Annotated in this window: 36 protein-coding genes and 1 pseudogene; 23 read left to right on the top strand and 14 right to left on the bottom strand. The window is 40.7% G+C overall.

Translation table 11 applies throughout. From position 1 onward, the window contains the following. Nucleotides 1–49 precede the first annotated feature (49 nt). The 9 genes from MKP07_RS09985 to MKP07_RS10020 all read left to right on the top strand — a co-directional run bounded on the left by MKP07_RS09985 (nucleotide 50) and on the right by MKP07_RS10020 (nucleotide 5,252). Entirely contained in the window at nucleotides 50–811 is a 762-nt protein-coding gene (locus tag MKP07_RS09985; protein WP_240847071.1) for a DUF4369 domain-containing protein, read from the top strand. Continuing rightward, entirely contained in the window at nucleotides 784–1,224 is a 441-nt protein-coding gene (locus MKP07_RS09990; protein ID WP_240847072.1) for a peroxiredoxin family protein, read from the top strand. The genes MKP07_RS09985 and MKP07_RS09990 overlap by 28 nt, the downstream gene beginning before the upstream one ends. 200 nt (nucleotides 1,225–1,424) lie before the next feature. Beyond that, entirely contained in the window at nucleotides 1,425–1,877 is a 453-nt protein-coding gene (locus tag MKP07_RS09995) for a class II glutamine amidotransferase domain-containing protein (protein ID WP_240847073.1), read from the top strand. Next, complete coding sequence (locus MKP07_RS10000; RefSeq protein WP_240847074.1) at nucleotides 1,826–3,271, top strand: amidophosphoribosyltransferase; 1,446 nt, start codon at nucleotides 1,826–1,828, stop codon at nucleotides 3,269–3,271. The genes MKP07_RS09995 and MKP07_RS10000 overlap by 52 nt, the downstream gene beginning before the upstream one ends. A gap of 172 nt (nucleotides 3,272–3,443) precedes the next feature. Beyond that, nucleotides 3,444–3,929 (top strand): SixA phosphatase family protein, encoded by a 486-nt coding sequence (locus MKP07_RS10005; RefSeq protein ID WP_240847075.1) that lies wholly within the window; start codon nucleotides 3,444–3,446, stop codon nucleotides 3,927–3,929. 148 nt (nucleotides 3,930–4,077) lie between these two features. Then, nucleotides 4,078–4,299, top strand: a complete 222-nt coding sequence (locus MKP07_RS38225) for a class I SAM-dependent methyltransferase (protein WP_262919688.1) — start codon at nucleotides 4,078–4,080, stop codon at nucleotides 4,297–4,299. After that, nucleotides 4,224–4,715 (top strand): tRNA (guanosine(46)-N7)-methyltransferase TrmB, encoded by a 492-nt coding sequence (gene trmB / locus MKP07_RS10010; protein ID WP_262919235.1) that lies wholly within the window; start codon nucleotides 4,224–4,226, stop codon nucleotides 4,713–4,715. Before MKP07_RS38225 ends, trmB begins: the two co-directional genes overlap by 76 nt. After that, on the top strand, nucleotides 4,696–4,875 hold the full coding sequence (locus tag MKP07_RS10015; RefSeq protein ID WP_240847076.1) for a DUF5522 domain-containing protein: 180 nt from the start codon (nucleotides 4,696–4,698) through the stop codon (nucleotides 4,873–4,875). Before trmB ends, MKP07_RS10015 begins: the two co-directional genes overlap by 20 nt. Before the next feature lie 26 nt (nucleotides 4,876–4,901). Further along, nucleotides 4,902–5,252, top strand: a complete 351-nt coding sequence (locus MKP07_RS10020; protein ID WP_394803645.1) for an MGMT family protein — start codon at nucleotides 4,902–4,904, stop codon at nucleotides 5,250–5,252. Here the strand turns inward: MKP07_RS10020 and MKP07_RS10025 are convergent. Then, nucleotides 5,249–6,241 (bottom strand): aminotransferase-like domain-containing protein, encoded by a 993-nt coding sequence (locus MKP07_RS10025; RefSeq protein WP_240847078.1) that lies wholly within the window; start codon nucleotides 6,239–6,241, stop codon nucleotides 5,249–5,251. The genes MKP07_RS10020 and MKP07_RS10025 overlap by 4 nt on opposite strands. Continuing rightward, entirely contained in the window at nucleotides 6,163–6,717 is a 555-nt protein-coding gene (locus MKP07_RS10030; protein WP_240847079.1) for a GntR family transcriptional regulator, read from the bottom strand. Before MKP07_RS10030 ends, MKP07_RS10025 begins: the two co-directional genes overlap by 79 nt. A 78-nt stretch (nucleotides 6,718–6,795) precedes the next feature. On the opposite strand from MKP07_RS10030, the gene MKP07_RS10035 reads away from it, so the two are divergent. From MKP07_RS10035 to MKP07_RS42360, 3 genes are all read left to right on the top strand, one after another. After that, on the top strand, nucleotides 6,796–7,308 hold the full coding sequence (locus MKP07_RS10035; protein ID WP_240847080.1) for a TonB-dependent receptor: 513 nt from the start codon (nucleotides 6,796–6,798) through the stop codon (nucleotides 7,306–7,308). After that, nucleotides 7,293–8,195 (top strand): TonB-dependent receptor domain-containing protein, encoded by a 903-nt coding sequence (locus tag MKP07_RS42355; RefSeq protein ID WP_394803554.1) that lies wholly within the window; start codon nucleotides 7,293–7,295, stop codon nucleotides 8,193–8,195. The genes MKP07_RS10035 and MKP07_RS42355 overlap by 16 nt, the downstream gene beginning before the upstream one ends. Nucleotides 8,196–8,285: 90 nt before the next feature. Further along, nucleotides 8,286–8,717 (top strand): hypothetical protein, encoded by a 432-nt coding sequence (locus MKP07_RS42360; RefSeq protein ID WP_394803555.1) that lies wholly within the window; start codon nucleotides 8,286–8,288, stop codon nucleotides 8,715–8,717. Between the two features lie 22 nt (nucleotides 8,718–8,739). Here the strand turns inward: MKP07_RS42360 and MKP07_RS10045 are convergent, their stop codons facing one another. The 3 genes from MKP07_RS10045 to MKP07_RS10055 form a co-directional block, all read right to left on the bottom strand. Then, nucleotides 8,740–9,039 (bottom strand): type II toxin-antitoxin system RelE/ParE family toxin, encoded by a 300-nt coding sequence (locus MKP07_RS10045; RefSeq protein WP_240847081.1) that lies wholly within the window; start codon nucleotides 9,037–9,039, stop codon nucleotides 8,740–8,742. Further along, complete coding sequence (locus MKP07_RS10050) at nucleotides 9,039–9,191, bottom strand: hypothetical protein (protein WP_240847082.1); 153 nt, start codon at nucleotides 9,189–9,191, stop codon at nucleotides 9,039–9,041. The genes MKP07_RS10045 and MKP07_RS10050 overlap by 1 nt, the downstream gene beginning before the upstream one ends. A 173-nt stretch (nucleotides 9,192–9,364) precedes the next feature. Then, the gene (locus tag MKP07_RS10055; protein WP_240847083.1) at nucleotides 9,365–10,060 is read right to left on the bottom strand and encodes a DUF4290 domain-containing protein; all 696 of its coding nucleotides are present in this window, start codon (nucleotides 10,058–10,060) and stop codon (nucleotides 9,365–9,367) included. Between the two features lie 101 nt (nucleotides 10,061–10,161). Here MKP07_RS10055 and MKP07_RS10060 point away from each other — a divergent pair, with 101 nt between their 5' ends. The 3 genes and pseudogenes from MKP07_RS10060 (at nucleotide 10,162) to MKP07_RS10070 (ending at nucleotide 12,437) form a co-directional block, all read left to right on the top strand. Next, nucleotides 10,162–11,202: a glycosyltransferase family protein gene (locus MKP07_RS10060; protein WP_240847084.1), complete on the top strand. Its 1,041-nt coding sequence runs from the start codon at nucleotides 10,162–10,164 to the stop codon at nucleotides 11,200–11,202. A 77-nt stretch (nucleotides 11,203–11,279) separates the two neighbouring features. Next, nucleotides 11,280–11,596, top strand: a pseudogene (locus MKP07_RS10065) (gliding motility protein GldC). Nucleotides 11,597–11,708: 112 nt separating this feature from the next. Then, a complete protein-coding gene (locus MKP07_RS10070; RefSeq protein ID WP_240847085.1) occupies nucleotides 11,709–12,437 on the top strand; it encodes an RluA family pseudouridine synthase in 729 nt (242 codons plus the stop codon). Nucleotides 12,438–12,674: 237 nt separating this feature from the next. Here the strand turns inward: MKP07_RS10070 and MKP07_RS10075 are convergent, their stop codons facing one another. Beyond that, nucleotides 12,675–13,694, bottom strand: coding sequence for a hypothetical protein (locus MKP07_RS10075; protein WP_240847086.1), 1,020 nt, complete (start codon nucleotides 13,692–13,694; stop codon nucleotides 12,675–12,677). Between the two features lie 626 nt (nucleotides 13,695–14,320). On the opposite strand from MKP07_RS10075, the gene MKP07_RS10080 reads away from it, so the two are divergent. Continuing rightward, nucleotides 14,321–15,037, top strand: coding sequence for a glycosyltransferase family 17 protein (locus MKP07_RS10080; RefSeq protein ID WP_240847087.1), 717 nt, complete (start codon nucleotides 14,321–14,323; stop codon nucleotides 15,035–15,037). 268 nt (nucleotides 15,038–15,305) lie between these two features. Here the strand turns inward: MKP07_RS10080 and MKP07_RS10085 are convergent, their stop codons facing one another. The 8 genes from MKP07_RS10085 to MKP07_RS10120 form a co-directional block, all read right to left on the bottom strand. Next, the gene (locus MKP07_RS10085; RefSeq protein ID WP_240847088.1) at nucleotides 15,306–16,199 is read right to left on the bottom strand and encodes a glycosyltransferase family 2 protein; all 894 of its coding nucleotides are present in this window, start codon (nucleotides 16,197–16,199) and stop codon (nucleotides 15,306–15,308) included. Between the two features lie 118 nt (nucleotides 16,200–16,317). After that, nucleotides 16,318–17,217: a glycosyltransferase gene (locus tag MKP07_RS10090; protein ID WP_240847089.1), complete on the bottom strand. Its 900-nt coding sequence runs from the start codon at nucleotides 17,215–17,217 to the stop codon at nucleotides 16,318–16,320. Between the two features lie 84 nt (nucleotides 17,218–17,301). Then, nucleotides 17,302–17,577 carry a galactosyltransferase-related protein gene (locus tag MKP07_RS38230; protein ID WP_317235984.1) on the bottom strand — a complete coding sequence of 92 codons (276 nt, stop codon included), beginning with the start codon at nucleotides 17,575–17,577 and terminating at the stop codon, nucleotides 17,302–17,304. A gap of 114 nt (nucleotides 17,578–17,691) precedes the next feature. Next, nucleotides 17,692–18,099 (bottom strand): glycosyltransferase, encoded by a 408-nt coding sequence (locus tag MKP07_RS10100; RefSeq protein WP_240847090.1) that lies wholly within the window; start codon nucleotides 18,097–18,099, stop codon nucleotides 17,692–17,694. A 399-nt stretch (nucleotides 18,100–18,498) separates the two neighbouring features. Next, nucleotides 18,499–18,960, bottom strand: coding sequence for a glycosyltransferase (locus MKP07_RS10105; protein WP_240850748.1), 462 nt, complete (start codon nucleotides 18,958–18,960; stop codon nucleotides 18,499–18,501). After that, nucleotides 18,951–19,562, bottom strand: coding sequence for a glycosyltransferase (locus MKP07_RS10110; RefSeq protein WP_240847091.1), 612 nt, complete (start codon nucleotides 19,560–19,562; stop codon nucleotides 18,951–18,953). Before MKP07_RS10110 ends, MKP07_RS10105 begins: the two co-directional genes overlap by 10 nt. A gap of 69 nt (nucleotides 19,563–19,631) precedes the next feature. Further along, nucleotides 19,632–20,327 (bottom strand): glycosyltransferase family 4 protein, encoded by a 696-nt coding sequence (locus MKP07_RS10115; RefSeq protein WP_317235985.1) that lies wholly within the window; start codon nucleotides 20,325–20,327, stop codon nucleotides 19,632–19,634. Then, nucleotides 20,264–20,686 (bottom strand): glycosyltransferase family protein, encoded by a 423-nt coding sequence (locus tag MKP07_RS10120; protein WP_240847092.1) that lies wholly within the window; start codon nucleotides 20,684–20,686, stop codon nucleotides 20,264–20,266. Before MKP07_RS10120 ends, MKP07_RS10115 begins: the two co-directional genes overlap by 64 nt. A gap of 294 nt (nucleotides 20,687–20,980) precedes the next feature. On the opposite strand from MKP07_RS10120, the gene MKP07_RS42365 reads away from it, so the two are divergent. The 7 genes from MKP07_RS42365 (at nucleotide 20,981) to MKP07_RS10150 (ending at nucleotide 24,154) form a co-directional block, all read left to right on the top strand. Continuing rightward, nucleotides 20,981–21,124, top strand: coding sequence for an LON peptidase substrate-binding domain-containing protein (locus MKP07_RS42365; protein WP_394803556.1), 144 nt, complete (start codon nucleotides 20,981–20,983; stop codon nucleotides 21,122–21,124). Then, entirely contained in the window at nucleotides 21,121–21,411 is a 291-nt protein-coding gene (locus tag MKP07_RS10125) for a hypothetical protein (protein ID WP_240847093.1), read from the top strand. Before MKP07_RS42365 ends, MKP07_RS10125 begins: the two co-directional genes overlap by 4 nt. A gap of 35 nt (nucleotides 21,412–21,446) precedes the next feature. Next, nucleotides 21,447–21,617 carry a hypothetical protein gene (locus tag MKP07_RS10130; protein ID WP_240847094.1) on the top strand — a complete coding sequence of 57 codons (171 nt, stop codon included), beginning with the start codon at nucleotides 21,447–21,449 and terminating at the stop codon, nucleotides 21,615–21,617. 345 nt (nucleotides 21,618–21,962) lie between these two features. Then, on the top strand, nucleotides 21,963–22,445 hold the full coding sequence (locus tag MKP07_RS10135; protein WP_240850751.1) for a type III pantothenate kinase: 483 nt from the start codon (nucleotides 21,963–21,965) through the stop codon (nucleotides 22,443–22,445). Nucleotides 22,446–22,544: 99 nt separating this feature from the next. Further along, a complete protein-coding gene (locus MKP07_RS10140) occupies nucleotides 22,545–23,024 on the top strand; it encodes a hypothetical protein (RefSeq protein ID WP_240847095.1) in 480 nt (159 codons plus the stop codon). Nucleotides 23,025–23,046: 22 nt separating this feature from the next. Then, complete coding sequence (locus MKP07_RS10145) at nucleotides 23,047–23,832, top strand: hypothetical protein (RefSeq protein ID WP_240847096.1); 786 nt, start codon at nucleotides 23,047–23,049, stop codon at nucleotides 23,830–23,832. A gap of 43 nt (nucleotides 23,833–23,875) precedes the next feature. Next, complete coding sequence (locus MKP07_RS10150) at nucleotides 23,876–24,154, top strand: hypothetical protein (RefSeq protein WP_240847097.1); 279 nt, start codon at nucleotides 23,876–23,878, stop codon at nucleotides 24,152–24,154. Nucleotides 24,155–24,178 lie beyond the last annotated feature (24 nt).

A 24,178-nucleotide genomic window follows, 5' to 3' on the forward strand; every position in this document is an offset into this window, starting at 1 on the left:
TTCATGCGTTTTAATGAACAATGAACTATGAACCATCAACTTTCAAAAAATGAAAAAGATACTTTTTGTAGCATCGGCCCTCCTGGTACTGGTTGCTTGTAAAGATGATAACAAGAAAAACAGCTTCACTGTTTCGGGTAAAATCACCAACGGCAGTGGTAAAATGGTTTACCTGGAAGAAGTACTTATTGGCACAATGCGGCCGGTTATTGTAGATTCTGCTGCACTGAACAGTGACGGAACTTTTAAGATTGAAACAGAAACCGGTGAGTCGGCGATTTATAATGTGAGGTTGGATCAGGCTATGTACCCGGTGGCATCGGTTATTAATGATGGGCCTTCGGTTGAGCTGGATGTAGTAATGAACAAAGAAAATAACCAGTTTTCTGAAAAATACGAGGTGAAAGGTTCTCCCGCCAGCGAAAAAATGAAGACATTTATGTTTGCCTTCAACGAAAAGTTGCAAAATGTGTATGCCCAGGCAACTAAAATCGACAGCCTGCACCAGCTGAGCAAACCGGATAGCGTGATTGCTCCTTTATTACAGGCAAGGGCAGAAGGTACATCTTACTTAAGAGATCTTACTTTGAGTGAAATTAAAAAGTCGGATAATGCTGCATTAACTATGTTTGTGTTGGGGTATTACCAGTCTTCGGCCAGCAACCCGGCGGTTGGGCTAGAGCCTTTAAGTAATGAGGAAGTAAATACTACCGTTGCAGATATTATCAAAAAAATCCTGCTCATTCCGGGCTGGCAACACTACAAAAAGACCTCAAAGCGCAGATGGATAATGCGGGGAAAGGAAATTTAGTAGGTAAACCGGCACCTGAATTTACGATGCCTGATGTAAATGGCCGCCCTGTTGCATTAAGTTCTTTTAAAGGGAAATATGTATTGGTTGATTTCTGGGCGAGCTGGTGTAAACCCTGCCGCATGGAAAACCCGAATGTGGTAGCCGCCTATAACAGGTTTAAGGATAAGAATTTTACGGTATTAGGCGTTTCACTGGATCAGGCTAAAGAGCCCTGGCTAAAAGCGATTAAAGCCGATAAGTTAGACTGGCCTCAGTTGAGCGACCTGAAATTCTGGGAATCTCCTGTTGTTGCTTTATATGGGTTTGAAGGCATTCCTTTCAACGTGTTGCTTGATCCGGAAGGAAAGATCATTGCACAGGGGTTAAGAGGAGCCGATCTGGAGAGCAAGCTGGCCGAACTATTGAAATAGCTTAAGCCTGGTTATAATATTGATTACCAAAGTATGAGGGTTTGTAACCCATTATACTTTGGTTTTTTTCATTATAAGAATAGGATCCTTCTTTATTTTAATCCTCCTAAAATATAAGGATCTTAAATATTCACTCACTTAAGCTATATTAATGCATCATTAAGAACTATTCTCGTAAATTTGCGTTTCTTTTCCAGTATATGAGTGATGCAATTAAACACGAATGCGGCTTAGCCTTTATCAGGCTTCGCAAAAGTTTCTCCCATTATTTAAAAGAGTATGGAACCGTAATGTGGGGGCTGAACAAGCTATACCTGCTTATGGAAAAACAGCATAACCGCGGACAGGACGGGGCAGGAATTGCCGCTATAAAGCTGAATGTGGAGCCCGGCCATCCTTTTATGCACCGTATCAGAAGTGCGCAACCCCAGGCGATTGGCGCTTTGTTCCAGAATATTGCCGAAGAAGTAAATGAGCTCACGAAGTATAATCCTGAGATCGTTAACCACCCCGGATTAATGAAAGGGCATGTAAAGTTCTTAGGCGAATTGCTTTTAGGGCATTTGCGCTACGGAACCCAGGGTAAAAATAATGCGGAGTTTTGCCATCCCTTTCTAAAAAGGCATACTATGACTACCCCGACCTGGCGTTAGCGGGTAATTTTAATTTGGTGAATACCGAAGAGCTTTTTGCCAAACTGGGCATAGAGCCAGGCCCTTTTCAAAAACAGAGTGACCTGGCGGCAATGATGGAAATAGTGCATAAGCACCTGGTAGATGCTGATGAAGCATCCCCGGCAAAGCCAGATATTAAGAATGTATTGAAAGAAGTAATTCCCCAATTTGATGGTGGTTTCACTGTGGGTGGGGTAACCGGAGATGGGGTAGGCTTTGTTTTCCGCGATCCGCACGGTATCAGGCCTTGTTACTACTATGTTGATGACGATGTTATTGTGGCAGCTTCAGAGCGTGCAGCTATCCGTACTACTTTTAATGTCGGCGAAAACGAAGTAAAAGAATTGATGCCGGGCAATGCGTTGATCGTTCATGAAGACGGCAGCTTTGAAATAGAAGCGGTAGTGGGACCCAAAGAGCGTAAAGCCTGTAGCTTTGAACGGATTTACTTTTCACGCGGTAGCGATGAGAAAATATATAAAGAGCGCAAGGCTCTGGGCTTTAACCTGAGTGAGCAGGTATTGAATGCGATTGACTTTGACTTAAAAAATACGATTTTCTCTTATATCCCTAATACTGCGGAAGTTGCCTTCCTGGGCTTACAGAAAGGCATGCAGATGTATCTCAATAAAATTAAAACGGAGCGCATCTTAAGCTGGGGAAAGGACTATGATGAAGAGAAGCTGGAAGAGATGATCAGTCGCCGCATCCGGGTAGGTAAAATTGCCATAAAGGATGTAAAAATGCGTACGTTCATCACAGAAGATGCCAGCCGCAACGAAATGGTTCAACACGTATACGACATCACCTACGGCACGGTAAGGCCGGGTATCGATACGATTGTTATTATTGATGATTCTATTGTGAGGGGCACTACGCTGAAGCAAAGCATTATTAAAATGCTGGCCCGTTTACAGCCTAAAAAGATCCTCATATTATCCTCTGCTCCGCAGATCCGTTACCCGGATTGTTACGGGATCGACATGAGCAAAATGGGTGATTTTATAGCATTTAATGCAGCGGTGGAAATACTAAAAGATCGTGGGCAGGAAAACCTGCTGCATGAACTTTGGCAGCAATGCAAAGATCTTAAGGCTCAAAACCTCCTGCATACGGAGAACCTGGTTCAGAAAATTTACAAAAGCAGCACCAGTACCGAAATTGCTAATAAAATTGCAGAAATGATCACACCTAAAGACCTGGGTCTGCCGGTACAGGTGATCTTCCAGAGCATTGAGGATCTGCATAAAGCCTGTCCTAATAACCTGGGTGACTGGTATTTTACCGGTAACTATCCCACTCCGGGTGGAAATCGCGTGGTAAACCAGGCGTTCATGAACTATATGGAAGGAAAGAACGAAAGGGGATATTAACTCATCGTTTCAAGATAAAAAGTCCCCGGCATGCATCAGGCCGGGGATTTTCGTTGATAGGGATATTTGATTTTATAAAAATGACAGAGCAACAAACCTAATTTTTTTGATGAACACAACTGAAAATAAATACATTTGATGCCAAAAAACTTCCTTACCGCAAATTATTTATATGAAGACCTTGATCATTGTCAGACATGCAAAAGCAGAGCAGGGCTACGGAGTAGATAGCAAACGCAGGCTTGAAGAAAGAGGCCACCGCGATGCGGCTCTTATGGCACAACGGTTATTAGATAAAGGCTATAAAATCGATAAGATCTTTTGCAGCCCCTCTGAAAGAACCAAAGAAACGGCTGTTTATTTTGCTCAGGTGCATCATGTAGCAAGTAAGGATATTAAATACTTTGAGGATTTATACCTGGGCGACACCCTGCAGATTACCGAGGCTATTAACTGGTTGCAGGAAAATGTAGCAACACTGGCGGTTATTGGCCATAATCCGGGAGTTACTAATTTTACGAATGATGCTACAGGTTCCGATATAGAATCATTGCCAACTTCGGGCATCGCCATTATTAAAGTAGATTGCGATGACTGGCAGCAATTTAATGATGCTCAAAAAACATTGGTTGAAATAGATAGCCCGAAAGGAAGCTAATTTGTGTACGATGTGTGGGTTGTACGGCGTACGTACATCAAACATCGTACATTGTACATATCCTGTCATCTTAAATTATGGGACAAAAAAACTAATCCGTTTTGCGGAGCTCCTTACTTTCTCAAATGTGCTGCAGTACCCCGAAAATATGTCGGGTAGCTGGCATGAGCACTTCAATAATAACAATCCCCTGGTTTTAGAACTGGCCTGCGGAAAAGGTGAGTATGCTTTAGGACTGGCTCGAATTCATCCTGATAAAAATGCAATAGGGGTTGATATAAAAGGCAACCGTCTTTGGGTAGGTGCAAAAAAGCCATACAGAATAATATATCAAACGTTGCCTTTTTACGGGCACAGATTGAGCAGTTGACGCAATATTTCGCAAAAGATGAGGTGGATGAGATCTGGATTACCTTCCCTGACCCGCAATTGAGATTTTCGAAAGCAAAGAAGAGGCTAACCCATCCCCGGTTTTTAAGAACCTATCAGCAGGTATTGAAACCCGGCGGAAAAATACATCTTAAGACGGATAGCCCAGACCTTTACCGGTTTACCAAGGAAGTACTAACCATGTATAACTGCAATGTTATTGCTGATACGGATGATTTGTATCAGCAGGAAGATCGTGCTGAAGAATTAAAGCTTAAAACGCATTATGAAGCGCTTGACATAGCGCAAAGCAGCCGCATTCACTACCTGTGTTTTACTTTACCCGAGCCATTAGCGGGTCCTGAAATGGATGAGCAGTTAAAAGAAGCCATACGGTATGAGTTGGATAGAGGGTGAAGACTATTACCAGAATGCCGAGGGCCTGGTAACCTTAACTGCAAAATATTTGCGGGAACGTGGTTTTTGTTGTGGTAAAGGTTGTTTGCATTGCCCCTATGATTATATAAGAGTTCCCGAACCGCTTCGAACCGAATTGCTCGATGAAAGAAAAAAATAATACAGAAAGCGGATAGCTTAAAAGCCATCGTACCCTCTGGTCAGCAAGATCTTGATTTTTCCGAACAGGTGTACGAAATAGCGCGGCAAATACCTAAGGGGTGCGTTACGTCTTACGGTGCAATCGCCAAATGTATCGGTACAGGAAAGTCTGCACGGCTGGTAGGTTGGGCTATGAGTGCCTGCAGCGGTGTAAAACCTAAAGTTCCGGCACATAGAGTTGTAAATAGCGCCGGCGTATTAAGTGGCAAGCTGGCTTTTAAAACACCTACCCACATGGAAGAGCTTTTGGAAAAAGAAGGTGTTACCGTAAAAAATGATAAAGTAGTAGATTTTAAAAAACGTTTTTGGGATCCATCAATTGAAATGCAGTTTTAAGCGATTTGAGCTTCAATGGCTTTCTTAAGTGTGGTAAGAGCAGCTATGCTTTCTGTTTCATTAAAGGAGCCAAACCCCAACCTCATTGCCGTAAGGTCTTTGGTTTGATATAACAATGTAGTTGGGAGTTGCAAACCCTCCACGAGGCATTCTTTTGCAACCGCCGAAAGATTGAGCCGGGCCTGGAACGAAAGCCAAACAGCTAAACCTCCCTGTGGTAATTTATAATCGATTCTTGAGTGAAGGGTTTTATTTAAATGATTACAAAAGTGATCGCGGCGCTGATGATATACCTGGTGCGCTTTTTTCAAATGTCTTATTAGTTCTCCTTCGGCAACCATTTCTCCCAATACCTGCTCCATCATCAGGTCTCCGTTAAAATCCACAATGGCTTTCAGCTTGTTTATTTCTTTAATCAGGTTTTCGGGGCCCACAATAAACCCTGTTCTGAAACCGGGAGCCAGCGTTTTACAGAAGGAGCCGAGGTATACCACCATCCCTTTATCATCTATGCTAGCCAAAGGGAGGTCTACTTTCATGTTAAAGCTGAAGTCATAGTCATAATCATCTTCCAGGATGATGAAACCAAAGCGATATGCCAGTTCCAGTAATTGTAATCTTCTTTCTGTACTCAGTATTGAGGTAGTGGGATAATGGTAGTGGGGAGTGATATATACCATTTTTACCGGGTGTCGCTTACAGAGCCTTTTAATCGCTTCTACATCAATGCCGTCATCGTCAACCGGGACTGGTTTTAGCATAGCGCCCGCCTGCTGAAAAACCATATTAGCTTTGTGATAGCTGGGGTTGCCTACTACAACAAGGTCTTTTGGGCGCAGTAATATCTGAGCAGCCAGGTATAGATTCATTTCCGTACCACGCGTGGTAATAATGTTTTTAGGAAATGCTCTTAAACCACGCGTACTGTTAAGGAAATTGGTAAGCTGATTTTTAAAAAAATGTTTTCGCCGCCAGGCCGGTAACCCCATAACCGGCGGTTTACTTTTCGCCCAAGAGCAGCAGCGTACCTTGCCGCCAGTTCCTCGGCATAAGCCAGCCTGATATCCGGTTGCCCGTCATCAAAGGAAAGTTTAAATGAAACGTTATCAAAAACATGATCAAGAAGGGTATTGGTTACAACCGGGAAACCGCTTGCTGCAGGATAAGATACTAGTTGCCCTTTAATTGTTACCGCTTTTTTATTCTTTACAAAGCAGCCCTTGTTGGGTAACACAGTAATCCAGCCTTGCATTTCGAGTTCATTAAAAGCCGCTACAACTGTTTTTCTATGGACGCCAAGCAAACTGCTCAATGTTCTCGTGCCGGGTAGCTTATGATTTGCAGGCAGATGCCCACTACCGATTAAATGGACCATGCTTTGGGCTATTTGCAGGTAAACAGGAGTATGCTCTTCTGTGTCGATACGGATCAGACGCTGATAAGGAAAAGTAACCGGACTACTCATTTTATTAAAACCGGACTACTAGCCGGCAGCTGCAAGGTAATAGTTTTGCACAGATTTATTAAAACTGAAACATTAGTAATGAAAAGATTGAAGCGTTTAACCGTACTGGTTATTTTTATGATTGCAGGAATGAGAGGGGTGGCGCAGGAGCAAACCCTGGATCCCATTACGGTAACTTCTTCTCTGTCGGAGAAAAGGAGCTCAGAAACCGGCCGGAACATAATGATAGTGAGAGGGGAAGATATTTCAAAATTGCCGGTACACTCACTGGATGAATTATTGAAATATATCCCTGGCGTGGAAGTACAATCCCGCGGGCCACAGGGCGCTCAAAGCGATATAAGCATTCGCGGTGGTACCTACCAGCAGGTGCTGGTGATATTAGATGGCTTGAGGCTGAACGATCCCAATACCGGGCATTTCTCCGCCTATATTCCCATCACACCGGCTCAAATAGATAGGATAGAAGTGCTAAAGGGAGCATCCGCGGCTATTTATGGGTCAGACGCAGTAGGTGGGGTGATCAATATTATTACGCGTTCTTTTAATGCAGCAGCACAAAAAGCAATACCCTGGTGCAGGCCCAGGTAGCAGCAGGGGAACATAACCTGGTTAACACGAATATAGGAGGGTATATTCAGTCAGGGAATTTCAGTGTGGATGCCGGACTGCTGTCCAATCATTCAACTGGGGTACAACAGCGGGGCATAAAAGGATATTTTCATAATACCTCTGCTTCCGTTGGATTAAACTACAAAATAAATGAGTTTTGGAACATCTCTGCACGCAGTACTTACGATAACAGGGATTTTGCTGCCCAGAACTTTTATACCACTTTCGCTTCAGATACAGCTACCGAAACTGTAAGCAGTTGGTGGCACCAGCTAAGGGTCGGTTTTCAAAAGAACAAATCCAGATTAAGCCTGGATGCAGGCTATAAGACACTGGACGATGAATACCTTTTTAATAGCGCATCTATTGCCAATGAAAATACTTCCAGGCTTTTCCAGTCTTTATTACTGTTTCAACAGCAATTAAGTAGTAACACTTCGTTAAATACAGGTGTCAATTATCAGCATAAGGTAATTGCTTCTAACGACAGGGGAAATCATTCATTGAACATAGCAGCGCCTTTTATCAGTCTTTCACAAAAATTGGGCACTTATTTTAGCTTATTACCTTCTGTGCGGGTTGAATTTATTGGAGATAATAATCCTGAAGTATTACCCCAATTAAACGCGTCTTTCCATATCAGCAATTGGCAGTTAAGGGCCAGCGGTGGCAGAACGATAAGGGATGCAGACTTTACAGAACGATACAATAATTATAATAAACCTATTATTCGGAGTGGCAGTGTAGGCAATCCCTGGCTGGTACCTGAGGTTTCGTGGAGCTATGAAGCTGGATTCGACTGGTTTTATCAGAATTCGCTAAGGGTATCGTCCACTTTTTCCAGCGCTTTCACTCCAGGCTTATAGATTGGGTTACCACGCCTTACGCAAATATGCCCCGGCAGGAAAAACCTGGATGCTTCTGGTTCTTTTGCTTTAGCCAAGAACATATCAGAAGTGAATACTACCGGTTTGGAAACCGACATACAGTACATCGGTGCAATAAGCGAACAGCAAAAACTGGTTATAAATGCGGGACTGGTATGGTTATATAGCAAGAGTAGCGAAGCTAATCCATCCTTTTACATATCTTCTCATGCCAGATTTTTGAGCAACTTTAATGTGCAATATCAGTTAGGGAATGCAGCGCTCAGCTTTACCGGTATTTACAAATCCCGCCGGCCACAACAGGCGCCGGGCATTAATGCTTTTGTTAGTAAAGACTATTTCCTTTTGAACGGAAGGGCCTCTTATAGCTTGGTAAAACAGAGACTGGCTGTATTTGCACAGGTAGACAATATTTTTGACAGAAGCTACAGCGACTTGCTGGGTGCAGTAATGCCGGGCAGATGGTTGCAGGGCGGGTTGAGCTTTAAACTGTCGAAATAAAATAAGACGAATAATGCTCTGTTTAATAAAATAAGGGATTCATTTGAGTATGCCGTATTCGAATGACTCTTATTTCATTTATACTTACATGATAAGTTATTCTAAATTTATGAATTTCAAAAGCTCTAAACGCGGGGTCGTTATTGAGTCTATATTTATCGGCAGCATGCCTATGCGGATTATCAGAGAGTTGCTTAATGCAGGAAAAAATATCAGCCTTCACTTTTTCTGCATTTTGAAGAGAGTTTTTTCGGATATAAATAAAAGCCTGTTTAATGGCATTGCTTGCCTCTATATCTATGATGACTTTTAGCGTAGCCATTACCAGGTTCTCATTTCTTTTTCGAGATCTTCCATGGTTATATAAATCCCTTTGTCTATTCGCTCCATGGCCTCGTCTAATTCTTTATTATATCGGGCTACAGAGGTTTCATCAACGCTGTTTGTTACTGGCTTCAAAAATGACTTCATCATCTCAATAAGAGATTTTTTTGCGATTCATCAAGAAGCAAAAAGTATTTTAAGAATTCTCTGTCAATAACTGTTGCCATACAAATCCTGTTTTTACAAATTTATTTCTTTTTGATGCATTTTAAAGCGAAAATCCGGCAATTTGCCGGATTTTACAATGATATTTCAGCATTATACTAAAACCGCTTTTTCTTATAATTACCGTTGTTGTTGCCGTTACCGTTGCGGCGATTGCCGTTATTATTGTTGTTGTTATTATTGTTACGCTGCTGCTGGAACTTATTACGCTTTCCAAAATTGTTGTTCTTAGAAAGGGCCAGATCCTGCTTCATGCTATACGCTTTGACGTAAGGTGTATTGGTAAATTCCAGCTGACCATCGGTAATAGAGTTTAATTCGCTTTGGATCGCGTCATCATGAACTACCTCTTTATGCCAGTTATTATAAGCCAATTTCATGTAATAAGCAATAGCATTAGCAAATCCCTGGCGTTTCTCAGGATCTTGTTCTGCCAGTGCTTTATCAATAATGTCTTCCAGGTTCTTACCCAAATGTGAAAATCTTGAAGAACGCTTGGGATAAGGTATCGGCTGTGGTTTTGCCTTATACGTTTCTTTTGTGGGAATGGGATAAGGAGAATCTACCTTGAGACTGAAATCTGAAATTAAAAATAAATGATCCCAAAGCTTATGCCTGAAGTCCTCAACGTTTTTGAGGTGCGGATTTAAAAAACCCATTAATTCAATTACCGCTTCAGCGTTACTTTGCCTTCTTTCAGGATCTTCGATAGCCTGTATATGTTCCACCATTTTCTGTACATGTCGACCATACTCGCGCATCGCCAGGTGGTTTCTAGTAGTATTATATTCCATAAAAACTTTTGGTAAAAATGTATCTGCAAACAAACTTTTGTGTGGTGTTATACCTTTGCAGCTATTTAGCAAAGATATAGGAAAAACGTTTATTTATAATAATGGCAATAATTTTAGATACAGATGGACTTACAGGTGAAACCTATCGGGGATATCTGCAAAAATTACTATTTACTAAACTGGCTGCTTCGCTAACCGGGGAGCAGTTTATCGGCACATCCGCTACTGGTACTCAGGATCTGGCAACTGGTACAAACGCCGGCGATTTACCTGCGCAGAAAGGATTATTTTATCAAAGAAAGACGGAGAAATGGTTAGAGCAGCTAAATGCGTCCATTTTTATCAGCTTTAAAAGAATGTTAAAAACCAACTATCCGCTGAAACAGGTGCTCATTATTGCCGGTGAAGAGCAGCTTCATGACGAAAAAATGGTTCGTTCGGCAACCGCTATCGGTATCGTTTCGGCAGGCTTACACCAGGTTTTTAGCGAAAAGTATCCTGATCTGCTTTCAAAAACTATCCGGATTAATGGCATATTAGATGAGCGTATGCCTGTGTATACAACCATTGATGATATCAGGGAAACCGTGGCATCCGGCAGGGAGTATTTTATTTTAGCAGATTTTAATCTGACGCCTGAAACGCTCACTACGCTTTTAAAAGGCTTTTCGGCGTTTAAAAAAATGCTGCACAGCAGCTGGAAGTTCATGCTGGTATTGCGATCGGAAGAAACCATCAGGCGGATGGATGTGGAGCAGCTTCTATCCAATTATAAGTACCGGGAAGATATAATTGTGACTAACGAAGATCTGTTGGCTGAAAAGTTAAGAGATGCTTACGTCCTCGTAAGTATGGATGGGTCCGAAAGGCTTCCATTACCTGTAATTGAGGCTTCAAGGGGGAATACGCCCGTAATAGCGCCCGAAACGTTGACGCTAAAGCAAATTTTCGGAGACACCATTGTTTATCCGGAAAACAATACCAGCGAAGCCATCGGAAAAATGCTCATGAAAATGTATAAAGACGAAAATTTCAGGCAGGCTCAGAAGAAGAAGCTGGAAAACAGATCCTTATCATCTGGCTGGGAGGATACCATGCTGGCATTATCCCGGCTATTACGGATCGAATCAAAAGAAGGATAAATGCTTACTTTTGCGGCTTAAACTTTCGAAATCTAAAAATACTGATGACAAAATCGACAATTACTATTGATGTGCAAATGGACGAAAACCGTGTACCGGACTCCATACAGTGGAATGCTACTGAAAGTTCAGCGGATAATGCACAGAAAGCCAAAGCCATGATGATATCTTTTTGGGACAGTGCGGACAAAGCGGCTTTAAGGATTGACCTTTGGACCAAAGACATGATGGTTGACGAAATGGCCGATTTTTTTACCAGACGATGATGACCATGGCCGATACCTACGGCCGTGCTACCAAATACCAGGACCAGGTAGCTGAGATGAAAAGTTTTGCAAAAGATTTTTATAAAAAATTCCAAACCAAGCAGGTAGAACAAAATAAAGCGGGGTAGGGCTTGGCTAAAGCACTAAATAGGCTTCAGCAACTTAGGTAGTAGTACATTATTTACAGATCTTTTCACTTTGCGAATGAGATGGTATTCTTCGCGGTAATATGATATTTAATTGAGTTTTAAATTAAAAGACATTATTGTATTTGAAGACGAAAGCATCATAGGCCTGAACAAGCCGCCTGGTATGCTTTCCATTCCGGACCGGGAAGCCTCTGAGCCCAGTTTAAAGGATTTGCTGCAGCAACAATATTCCGAAATCTACACCGTGCACCGGCTGGATAAAGACACCAGCGGCCTGATTATTTTTGCAAAAACCGCCGCAGCGCATAAACATTTTAGCCGCCAGTTCGAAGAAAGAAAGACCGTTAAGATCTATTTGGGATTATTGATAGGGTCGGTGCAGCCTCCTGAAGGCACTATTGATCAGCCCATCGCCGAAAATATGACCAAGCGGGGCAGCATGCTGATCCATAAACGTGGTAAATCTGCGATCACCGATTACCAGGTATTGAAAGACTTTAAACAATATAGCTGGGTACAGTTTCGCATACACACCGGCAGAACCCACCAGATACGCGTGCACGCCAAATTTTTGGGCAATCCTTTAGTGGGAGATCCTATTTATGGAGATGGCCGAACTATATTACTGTCGTCCTTCAAAAATAAATTCAAGCTGAATAAAGATACGTTGGAAGAAAAGCCCCTGCTCAGCCGCCTGGCCCTGCATGCTTTTCAGTTAAGTATAACTGATGAAAATGGAAAGCTACTGGAGCTGGAAGCGCCGCTGTACAAGGATATGAAAGTGACTATGATGCAGCTGGAGAAGTTTTTGAAGAGGTAGTTGTTAATCAAAACACCATCTGCTTAGATTTGATACACCAGTTAAGGCAATGAATTGTATTGCAATTCACCGTAGTACAAAGTTTTTAATTACAAGAGACTGTTTAGGAGATTAGAGTTAGCTTAATCAGCCATATTTAAAATGCAAGAAGGAACAAGATTTTCATCTCATTCCTTCTTGAAAGTTTTTAAGGTTAAGAAATGTAATAGCAGCTCTTAAAATTGTCGATTCTCTAGGTTACATTGCATCCCCATTCGTTAGTGAGAAAGTGGCCTCCCCTCCATTATGAGGAGCCGGTCCATTTGTACTAGTTATGTCAATTGAAAGCGGTTGTGTTATCAAGCTCGAGTAAGCATTGTTGGTTAACGCGTATCCCCACCATCCGGTGTAATTATTTAAAACATTATCATTAAGTACTTGTGCCTGGCCAAGATACGATTGATTATTATATGGTATTCCGGGAATGTTATTCAACTCTGAAGGGTTAGAAACTAAATAATCAGATCCTAACACCACACCCTGATAATCGTAAACGTTACTGCCAATTGCCCCCTTAGGGTATAGAGGACCGTTCACCAGATTATGTGTCCCCATTGGCATGAAAACTATATCAAGTTGACCAAATAGGACTACTGCTTCAACACCTCTCTTGATCCATGTACCTAAAAGATTTCTCGATTGAAAATTTGCTTCTACCGTGATGAATCCCCTAACTCCGTTGCTTATAGTGCTAACGTTAAATAGACGTAGTCTCGCATATCCCCTACCATCAGAAGGATGAGGAATGCCAGAAGTTTCATTTCCCTGATTCCAAAGCTGATTTCTCAATGACCATCTTAAACCAGGACCCATAGCTGTCGATGATATGTTTCTGGCCGTTGTTTTACCCACATTTGCTGGGATTGAATACTTATGTAGAGTAGGATCAGAATTAATTAAAAGACTATTATCAGAGCTAAAATGTTTCTTTGACTTTAGAATATCAAGTACTTCATTAGGTCTTTTATTTAAAAATGTTACGGCTTGATTAGCTCCAAAATATATAACATCATTTTCAACCTTTACAATTCCATCTTTGTTTATCAAACAGGCTTCTAGTGAGCCAGAAGAATTGATTTCATATGAGGTATCTGTTGGTAGAACAATTCCTTTATACTTTGCAACATAATGATTGATTCTATTTTTGTACTCTGTGATGGAGGTAATGCTTTCTAATTGGTTAACGTCATCTAAGAAATTATCATACTGAGTTTTCATCGATTTAAATCCTATTTGTTTCTCCCAATTTAGCCGCTGTTCGCGTGTTATAGATGCTTGACCCATTATTGCATTGAAAAAGCTTGGTAATTGCTAAAATGCAAAATTCCATTTTCAACAGTGGTCGGAGACTCAACATTTTTTTCTTCTGATAGATTAGCTGTATTGAAATCTTTGGAACATGATAATAAGTAAGAGACTAGGATTAAAAAAATCCATAACAGGCTTTGTTTTTTCATAGTAATTGATGTTTTTACTTGGTGAGCAGCGAATATATTAGCTTTTGTTTAGAAACCAAAAAATTATGTAGAAATAAATACAGTATAGTAGTATCAAATCTATAATTCACTTAAGCGAATAGTCTGTATGCGTAACGTTTTCGCTATTGTAAGCAATTTAACTAAATGCTAATATGCCTTAATTATGGATATCATTATTACTAGTCGACTTGCAAAAGTTTAGAAAAAATGATCGTTACTGTTACGTCTTTCTTTTTAGCGAAAATTTTTTTGTTGCATTCTTGTGAGGTTTCTCGTTTGAAAAGCATCGTTATCTTTGAAAGAATGAAGGACACTTAATACTTTTGCTGCTGAGGGCGTATGTTGGCAGATTTAAAAATATAATTGATGAAGGTTTACGACTGTTTCACTTTTTTTAACGAGTTAGATCTTTTAGAATTCAGATTACGACTTCTGGAAGATTATGTTGATTATTTTGTTATTGCAGAATCCAATCTGACACATGCAGGGCATTCTAAAGAATATTTGTATGAAGGAAATAAAGATCGATTTACGAAATGGCACCATAAAATAATATATCTACCAATATCCCAGACTACGGAAGGCTTGCTCTTTAATGAAAATGAAACTTCATACAATGTTGAAAACGGGTCATGGAAACTCGAAAATGAACATCGTAATGCATTACTTAAAATAGTTAGCCGTTTGAATCCTGAAGATCTAATAATACTGAGTGATTTAGACGAGATCCCCGACCCGGCAATTCTTAAAACATTCAGAGCTCCTGAGTCTCCAATGGTTTTATCAATGCTATTCCACTATTACTTCATGAACTGTCAGCATTCTGGCCATGAAAGGTGGTGGAATGGTTCAATTGTGTGCTCCGGGAAGGACTTTAAGCAGCATACACCGCAGTCTTTAAGAGATAAACGTGACGGTGGACTGCCTTTAATTAGAAAAGCTGGGTGGCATTTTTCTTATTTGGGAGGGCTTGAGAAAATTAAATATAAGCTACAATCTTTTGCTCATACTGAATTTAATAAACCGGAATACTTAGATGATAAGAATATTCTTTCCTCATTGAAAAAGGCAAAGATGTTTTAAAAAGAAAAGGAACGCATTTCCGATTTGTACCGATAAATAAATACCCTAAGGATTTAGCTGATCTGATGGTTCAATACCCCGCATTCATCTCATCTGTGCCTTTAAAAAATAAGATTAAAGAATTGTTCCGCAGATATGATGCTACACAATAGTACTGTAACAAGCGGTGACTTTAGCCTTGCCTAATATAGCAGTATTTCAATCTCACTGGCCTTATTATGAATAGGCAGGCTTAAAAAGATGCTTTAATTTATAACGATACTGGCATTTAGTTCTGTAAAATTTGATGAAGGACCTTTGACAAAAGCTGCCCGAAACGCTTTTGCAACTCCTGTTTAAATTCATCTTTAACTTCCTGAGAAAAACTGGAGCGGGCTCTATAATATGCTCTTATGAACCGGCAAAGTCCTTTACGATACATCTTATCTGAGATATAGTCTTCATTTATCATTATATGTAAAACCCGCACTTCTTCTACAATTCCTTTCCCTGTTTTATACATCTTGCCACTAACATCATTGTCATGCTTTCTAAAGTAGTTAAGCACGCGGCCGCTGATATGTACTTTACCTATGGTTGCAAGTTGTACCCAAAACAGCCAATCACCACACATCTTAAAATCCATAAACCGCTTTGATATCAGATCATAATAACTCTTTTTCCATATAGCCATACTGGCATTAAAAATGGAGGTCTTTTCTATCATAAAGTCCCGGATAAATGCAGGTCCATCTTTGATCTCAGATAGAAGTGTATGATGTGAAGTAAAACGAATTTTGTTGTAGCCATCAACACAATAAGCCTGGCAGTAACTCACCGCACAATCAGGATCAGATTCTATTCCATCGACCAGGTATTTCAGCATGCTGGGTTCACACCAGTCGTCGCTCTCTGCAAACCAGATATATTCCCCTTTTGCTAGCCCAACACCCTTGTCCCACTGCTTAAATGTGCTACCAGAGTTTTTTTCGTTGTATATAATACCGGATATCTTTGGATTCCCTCGATATTTTTCAATGACATTCCTGCTATTATCAATAGAAACGTCGTCTAGTATAATTAATTCAAAATCCTGGAAAGTTTGATTTAGAATGCTGTCGATTCTTTCCTGTAAATAAATTCCGTGGTTGTAGTTAGGTAGTATAACTGATACTTTGGGCATTGAGAATATAAGCTTTATTAATAGGAGGCTTTTGCCATTTTTAATACATGTTTTAAAGCGCGGGGTATCGGTCTGCCTGTGGCCTGGTAGGCTCCCGCACGCATGCTGCAATAGGATATTAAGTGTATGATTTTCCCTGTGTTATTTGATAGAATTGCTTTTGCCATCTTTTTGTAAATCTTTGCTGAACGCCACAGGCTTTTTTCAAAGGGTTGCCGAAATTGGCTTTATACTCAGGCATTACTTGTGTCATAATCAAGTCATAATCGATGTGTCCGCCGTACGCCAATCGTTTCATGTAATTTAAGTTAGCCCGGCTCGCTGGGATAACGTGGTTCATTTTTAAGTCTGGCGATCGGCCGGCTGCATAGCCACTTATAATACAACATAACACCATTTGAGTGTCTTCTCCGCTGCTTAATCTATTCCCCTCTCTCCCTTTAAGCGTGAAATTTCCGCTTTCAAACATATTGACGTATAATAAAGCATGTTCGGTTTTTATGCACAAGCCCGTGCCGAAGGGGTAGCAATCTTGCCAGGATCTAAGACATGCAAAAACTGTGAAGTCATCATGTCTCTCCTGGAAAAGTTCCATCGCTTTAATTTTCAAATCGTCATCAACTCCATCAATAAAATTCACCCAAACGTTTCCGGGTCCCCATGCTCCAACGGATGAGTGTTGTTCGATCAATTTTGAAAGTACCTGCAAATAGTCAGAATGAGGATCATTGTCTCCGTCAAATATAACAATATATTTACCCCTGGCAGCCTTTATACCTGCGACCCTGGCATGACTGATCCCCTGTTTGGGTTCGACTAATGTAATCAGGTTAGGGATTATTTTCTGTGCATTCTGAACGATGGGATAGGTGTTTAGTGACGGGTTGCTATTATTATCGACTAAAATTACCTCTAGCGATATATTTGATGTATCCAAACCATTTACCGCATATATACATTTTGATAAAAGGCGCTCATCGGGGTTATACACACAAATAAGGATAGAAAAATCAATCATAAGTTTACTGAATACAAATAAAAATCTGGTCGAAGCATATAGCGTCGCTAAAATGTCAACCTTAATACATACACGATAGGTTACTTAAGCCTCCATATACCCGTTAGCTCTGTAAGTATATTTAAACAAAACGGTTTCCCGGTAGATCATTTCGTTGGGTACATAGTTCGCCCTGGAACTTCTTGGATGAAAAATATGATATCCTATAGCAGCCATTTTAAGCCGCTTCTTTTTAATTCCCAGGTTAATTAAGCGCTCTCCAAACTCATAATCTTCCCATCCCCAACCTTCGAAACCGCTATAATAACCATTAACTCTTATATAATCTTCACGCCAGAAAGCCAGGTTACAACCTTTTATATTGTAAGATTTTTTCGGATTTACCCAAAAAAGATTGGAAAAAGAGGTATCCTGAAAGAGTTGAAGCGGCTATATATGCCTCTTGCAAACGGATGCAAACCTTCTATATTTTTATCATCTAACAGGTCCTGACTTTTCCATTCTGTAAGCATGGTCCGGCTGCCCTGTATAAAAATCCTTTTTAGCGGCTTTGATATGATCGGCAATGAACTCGCGATGCATTATTATGTCACCGTCAATTTCTACCACATAGTCTGACTCAATTTCTTTAAAGGCTTTGTTTAAAATAAGGCTCTTCCTGAAACCAAGATCCTCGTGAGATACATGTTTCACTGGTATACCGTAGGCTCGTTTAAATCTTTCAATGCTATAAACGGTGCGTAAATCATCCCCATCCTCGGCAATGATAATTTCATCGGGCATCCGACTTTGATATACCACACTTTTTAATACAACTTCCAATGCCTCCGGCCATTTATAGGTCGAAATAAGTAAGGCTACTGTAAAAGGAGTTTTAATCATAAATTCATCTCGGTTTTCTATTTTTGAACCGGCCTCTCCGATTCTTCGTTTTTATACAACGAAAAGAAATATAAAAACGCAACTCGCCCCGGCCGGTAACAAAAAAATAATTTAATCTTTCACAATTTTCGTACCAGTGCAGCTTTTTTATAATACAATAAGAAAATGAGCACTTCACAAAAACAATTATCTGAAAATCAATTTTTTGGCGAAAGATTATTTGCAGTTTAGTTATCGATGGGGCAAAATTAATTTTTTTAATGAAAACCATGCAATAAAAAAGAACGATGGCTGTTATACTACTCTTAAACTCAGGTTTATATGTCGAATAAATTCTTTGAAGGATCGATTCTGTTGCCTAATAGGGTCTGTTGAAGTGTTTGAGCGCAAAGGCTGATCTCAGCCTAAAACCTCTTGGTATAAACTCCAGTATTTATCAGCAGCATTATTCCAGTCAAATTGCATAGCCCAATTTATCAGGTTTGTTCTTGTTTCAGTATTTATGTCGCTATTAAGGAATTCAGCAGCAGTTTGGCTTATAGCTTCTGCGCTGAAATCGGTGAAATATCGGGCATATGGACCACCAATTTCAGGTAAAGAAGTTGCATTTGACAAAATGACGGGTGTACCAAATTGCATTGCTTCCAGAACCGGGGCGCCAAAACCTTCGGCTAAAGATGGCAGGCAGAACGCTGCACAATTCTTATAAAGCCAGTACTTTTCGCTTTCAGTAATAGCGCCAAGAATATGAACCCGGTCAGCTACGCCAAGCTTTTGGGCGGTTTCCATTATATATGTTTTATAATCTTCTTCACCAACGACTCCTGCAATTACAAGTGTGTAGTCATTTTTCAAAAGCATTGCCGGCAATACATGAAAATTTTTTTCCGGTTAATAGTGCCTAGTGCAAAAAAGAATGTTGTATTAAAACTGCCGGTTGGTTTGTCAAAGTTTTGGTAGAGCGGTTTATTATGCCCATGATAGATGACTTCTATCTTATCACTATCTACGTTAAAAGCTTCAATAATATCCTTTTTTACAAAATTCGAAATTGCCACAATTTTGTCGGCCCTTGTCACCAATTTTTGGATTTTTTGGTGATGCTTATGCTGCATTTCTGCCGGGATGCCCTCGTGCAAGAAATTCAGATCGTGAATGGTTGCCACTATTTTAGCATGCATTCTTTTGGCTGGAAAATAGTTGCTTCCCTGGAAGGTGCAATGCCAGATATTGCAATTGGGCACATTTTTAGGCAAAAATTTATGAAGGTGATTTTGGATGACATAGTTACTATCCTTGCCAAAAACGCCTTTCTTATTTTCGGGGACGTAAAATGCGAGATCGCTATTTGGGGGTTGTTGATGAAGCAGGGCGTCGCCCAATTGTTTGCAGTAAGAATACAGGCCGTTATACGCAAACCGCATTCTTTCACAATCGAGTACTACATGTCTGTTATTGTTCAATTTCAAGGAAGGCATGATAATAAATGGTCAAAAGGTAGAGTTCTGAAAATGGATTTAACGAGCTGATGATTACTCCGTATATAGTTTCCAATACTTTTTGGCAGCAATATCCCAGTCAAACTGCATGGCCCAGTTAATGAGATCCTGGCGTGTGGCTCCTTTTATACCTGTTTTTATGAAGGTGTCAGCAGCTTGTGTAACAGATTCTGTATTCATGCTATTAAAGTAAACAGCACAGGGTCCGCCCACTTCAGGCAGCGAAGTAGATTTTGATAATATTACAGGCGTCCCTAATTGCATCGCTTCTATTACAGGCAAACCAAAGCCCTCAGCCAGTGAGGGAAAGCAGAAGGCCGCACAATGTTTAAAGAGCCAAAATTTTTCTTCTTCTGAAACGGCCCCGATCAGATGCACTCTTTTCTCTACCCCCAGCGCTTTGGCTGCTTCAATTATTCTATTATAATAGGTGGGGCTTTGGGTAATGCCGGCTATAATGAGGTTGTAATCATTATTCAGCAACATCGCGGGCAAAACGTGAAAATTTTTTTTATCTGTAATCGTTCCGATGCTAAAGAAAAAGGGCGCGTCACTAACCAGAGATGCTGGCCTTTTGAACGACCTGCAAGTGGGAACGTTTCTCCCATTATAAATAACGCTTAATCGTTCTGCATCTACCTGAAGATACTCAAGAACCTGTTGTCTTACAAAATTGGATATGGTAACAATATGCGCCGACCGGTCTGCCAGGCGCTGCAGCTTTTCCAGGTATTTGGTCTGCTTTGCGGATGATTTACCCTGTGCAAAAAGTTGAGATCATGAATGGTCGATATGATCTTGATCTGGCTGCTTTTGGGAGGCAAATAATTACTGCCCTGGTAGGTACAATGCCATATATCGTAACGGGACACTTTTCTTGGGAAAAATTTATGTAAATGGTTCTGAATCAGGTATTTTTGATGATTCCCGAATACACCCACCTCTTTTTCCGGCACATAAAAAGAAAGCTGATTGACCTGATCGTTGTTCTGCCTTACCAATGCTGATCCCAGCTCTTTGCAAAAGGAATAAAGACCCGTATACGCGTACTTCATTCTTTCACAATCGAATATAATAAGTCTGTTCACGTATTGGTTTATTAATATAGACTAAGGCCAACCGGCAGTCGCAGCCTTGTTTTTTTATTAAAAATAGGAAAATTGTGCTGTACGTAGCTTTTATTTCAATAATGTCGTTTGTCTGTATAAACAACTGTGATCACGATGTATGAAAACACTCATTGAGTTTCACCCCATGCAAAGTTGTTAAGCAAATTTTCGGTCTGCATTCATGGGCTTTTTATACGCTTTGCTGGCGGCGTTAAAACTGTAAAGTAAAGGCGTTAGAGGTAGTATTGGCATCTTTTTCGCAAATTTGTATCCATGACCAATTTTATACCCATATTTCCCTTGCAGGTAGTGGTATTCCCTGGCGAGAACCTGAACCTTCATATTTTCGAACCCCGGTATAAACAACTGATATCCGAATGTTTTGAGCAAAAAAGCCGTTTGGAATACCTGCGGTGATCGGGAGTGAATTGAGAGATTATGGATCGCTGATTTATATTAAAGAAATTGCCGCCACTCATGCCAACGGGGAAATGGACATCAAGACAAAAGGAGATAAGGTATTCAGGATACTTGAATTGATTAAAACCATTCCCGACAAATTATACTCCGGTGCTATTGTAAATTACCCTCATAATGAACTGAGAGGAGATCAGCAGGTGATGAAAATGCTGGTTGATAAAATGAAAGATCTGCATGCCAGCCTCCAGGTGAAAAAGACTTTCATAAGGACGAAGGGGATCTGACTTCCTACGATATCGCCCATCATGCAGGACTTACAATGGAGCAGGAGTACGAGTTTTTACAGCTAACCATGGAGCGGCAGCGACAGGAATATTTGAAAAGGCACTTCGAAGCTACGCTGCCGGCCGTTGACGAGATGAAAAAACTAAGAGAAAAGATACAGATGAACGGACACTTTAAAAACCTGTCTGGGTTCGATCTGAAATAGATTTTTTCTGCCGGGCTACGCAGGAATTCCCAGCACTTTTCCTACCTTTTTAACTGATCAACTTTTTAACTTTTCAACTATTCTGCCTACTTTCACACTCATGTCCACAACCCTTTGTTTTGACTTTGGTAATACAAGGAGAAAAGTCGCTGTTTTTGTGAACGGGGAAATCACAAAAGTGTTGACGTTAGAAGATGACGCCAGCGCCACCATTAATTCTTTAATAAATACTTATCGGCCCAACAGGTCGATACTGTCTTCTGTTATAGACCATAACGCTGAATTAGAGGATTTGCTGAAAAAAACACCCGGTTTCATTTACTCAATCATGCGTCTAAACTTCCTATTACTACGCCTGTTGGTAAACCAGAGACCATCGGAGCCGACCGTTTGGCAATAGCGGCGGGCGGAGTGCATTTTTTCCCGGGTAAAAACCTGCTGTTAATAGGTTTAGGAACCTGCATCACCCTCAATTTTGTAAATAAGTATAAAGAATTCCTGGGTGGGTCTATTTCGCCTGGTTTGGAAATGCGGTTAAAATCCCTGCAATACTACACGGCAAAGCTCCCTTATACGCCCGCCAGGGCTGACGTTCCACTAATTGGTTATGATACGGATACTAATATACTTTCGGGCGTAATTTTAGGAATGGCCTATGAATTAGATGGGTTTATAGATGCATATAATGCTAAATTTGACAACTTTAACGTGGTATTAACCGGTGGTGATACACAACATTTGGCATCACACGTTAAAAACAGGATATTTGCCGACCCTGATTTAATATTTAAAGGTCTTTATGCGATTAGTGAAATTAACAATGCTTAGGAAAAGAGAACTAGCAGCACCCCTGGCATTAACTATACCTTCAATTTTTTTATTCATTGGAGCGTCAGCGCAGGATAATTCTCCTATTCCAGGTATGGTTTGGGAAATCAGGCGCCAACAACCAATGTGGCCAACAGGGGAATGGGTGGTGTTGCAGCTGCATATAACGATCCTTATACGGTCAACTATGCCAATCCGGCATCTTATTCGTTTTTCCAGTCTTTACAGGAGGCTAATTCAAAAAAATTGAATTCCGGGAGAATCGTTTTCAATATTGGAGCAGACGGCCAGGGACGTACTCTTACCGACAAGTCAGAAACGAATAAATTTACCTCACCTAATCTATTATTCAGCCATGTAATGATAGGTTTACCCTTGAGAAAAGATTGGGGTATTGCTTTTGGCGTACGTCCCATCACCAATATCAACTATAAAATTCAGAATAACGGCAGAACCTTCGATCCCAACAGCGGGAAACTGATTGACTCCTCTTCTACATTGTATGAGGGACAGGGGGCGCTTACCTGGGTTCGCTGGGAACAGCAGTTAAGTTTAAAACCGGTAAATCGCAGTACCTGAGCCTTGGAGCCAGTGCGGTTATATGTTTGGAAGCCGGGATTATAATACCCGTTTATCGCTGTTCAACGATTCTACCCGTTATGCCAATGCGCACTATGAAACTAAAACCAGTATCGGTGATTTTTATTTTGATGCAGGTTTGCAATATCATTTTAAGGCCAGCGAAAAAATTTATATGAGCCTGGGTGCTTATGGTAACTGGAAGCAGGACATCAGAACTAATGCGAATACAGTTGCTCAAACCTTTACTTATAGCACAGAAACAGGCTACATTCCAATAGATACGGCTACTTTTACAAAAGACGAACGTGGCAGTTTCATATATCCTTCGAGCATTACAGGAGGGTTTATTATTCAGAAAGTGGGCGGCGGACCGGAAAGAGAAGCCGGTTGGTTAATTGGTGCCGACTTTACGAGTAATAACTGGAAACAATACCGTGTTAACGGTTTACCCGACGCTGATGTAAGAAGCAACTGGCAGGCTAAAGTGGGAGCTGAATTTCACCCGGCCCCTAAAAATAATTTCTTCAGCAGAACTTCTTACAGGGTGGGTGCATTTACAGGTCCGGATTATATCTACACCCAACAAACGAAAATACCAGTACTGGGTATTACCGCCGGTCTTGGGTTACCCATTGCAAACTATAGCTTGATGAGCCGTCAGGCTAGTATGATCAACCTAAGCTTTGAGTATATTAAGCGGGGTAATAATAACAATATTCTGCGAGAGAATCTGTACAGGCTTTCAGTTGGATTCTCGCTTACCGATCTGTGGTTTGGTGGAAAAACCAAGTACTACGAAGATTAACCGTGTTTCATCGATATCTTCGCTTTTTATTCAACCATTAATTTTGAAAAGGTTTTTAATCGTCATAGCAGCTTTGGGTTGGTTCTCCTGCGAAAACAGCGAGAGCGAGATCAAAGCCTTGTCGGACAAGAACATTCAAAAAGATGAGTCCATTAAAGTGGAAAGCTTTCTTTCGCAAGGCGGTGTTGTAAAAGCAAGACTAACGGCCCCCGTAATGCTGCGCGTGATGGCTCAGCGTATGGTAGATACGCCCTATGTAGAGTTCCCTAAAAAATTACATGTAGATTTTTACAATGAGCAGAAAATTGTAGAAAGCGGCTAGACAGCAAATATGGTCGCTACTTCG

This window comes from Paraniabella hibiscisoli (genome assembly GCF_022512515.1).
Classification (GTDB): domain Bacteria; phylum Bacteroidota; class Bacteroidia; order Chitinophagales; family Chitinophagaceae; genus Niabella; species Niabella hibiscisoli.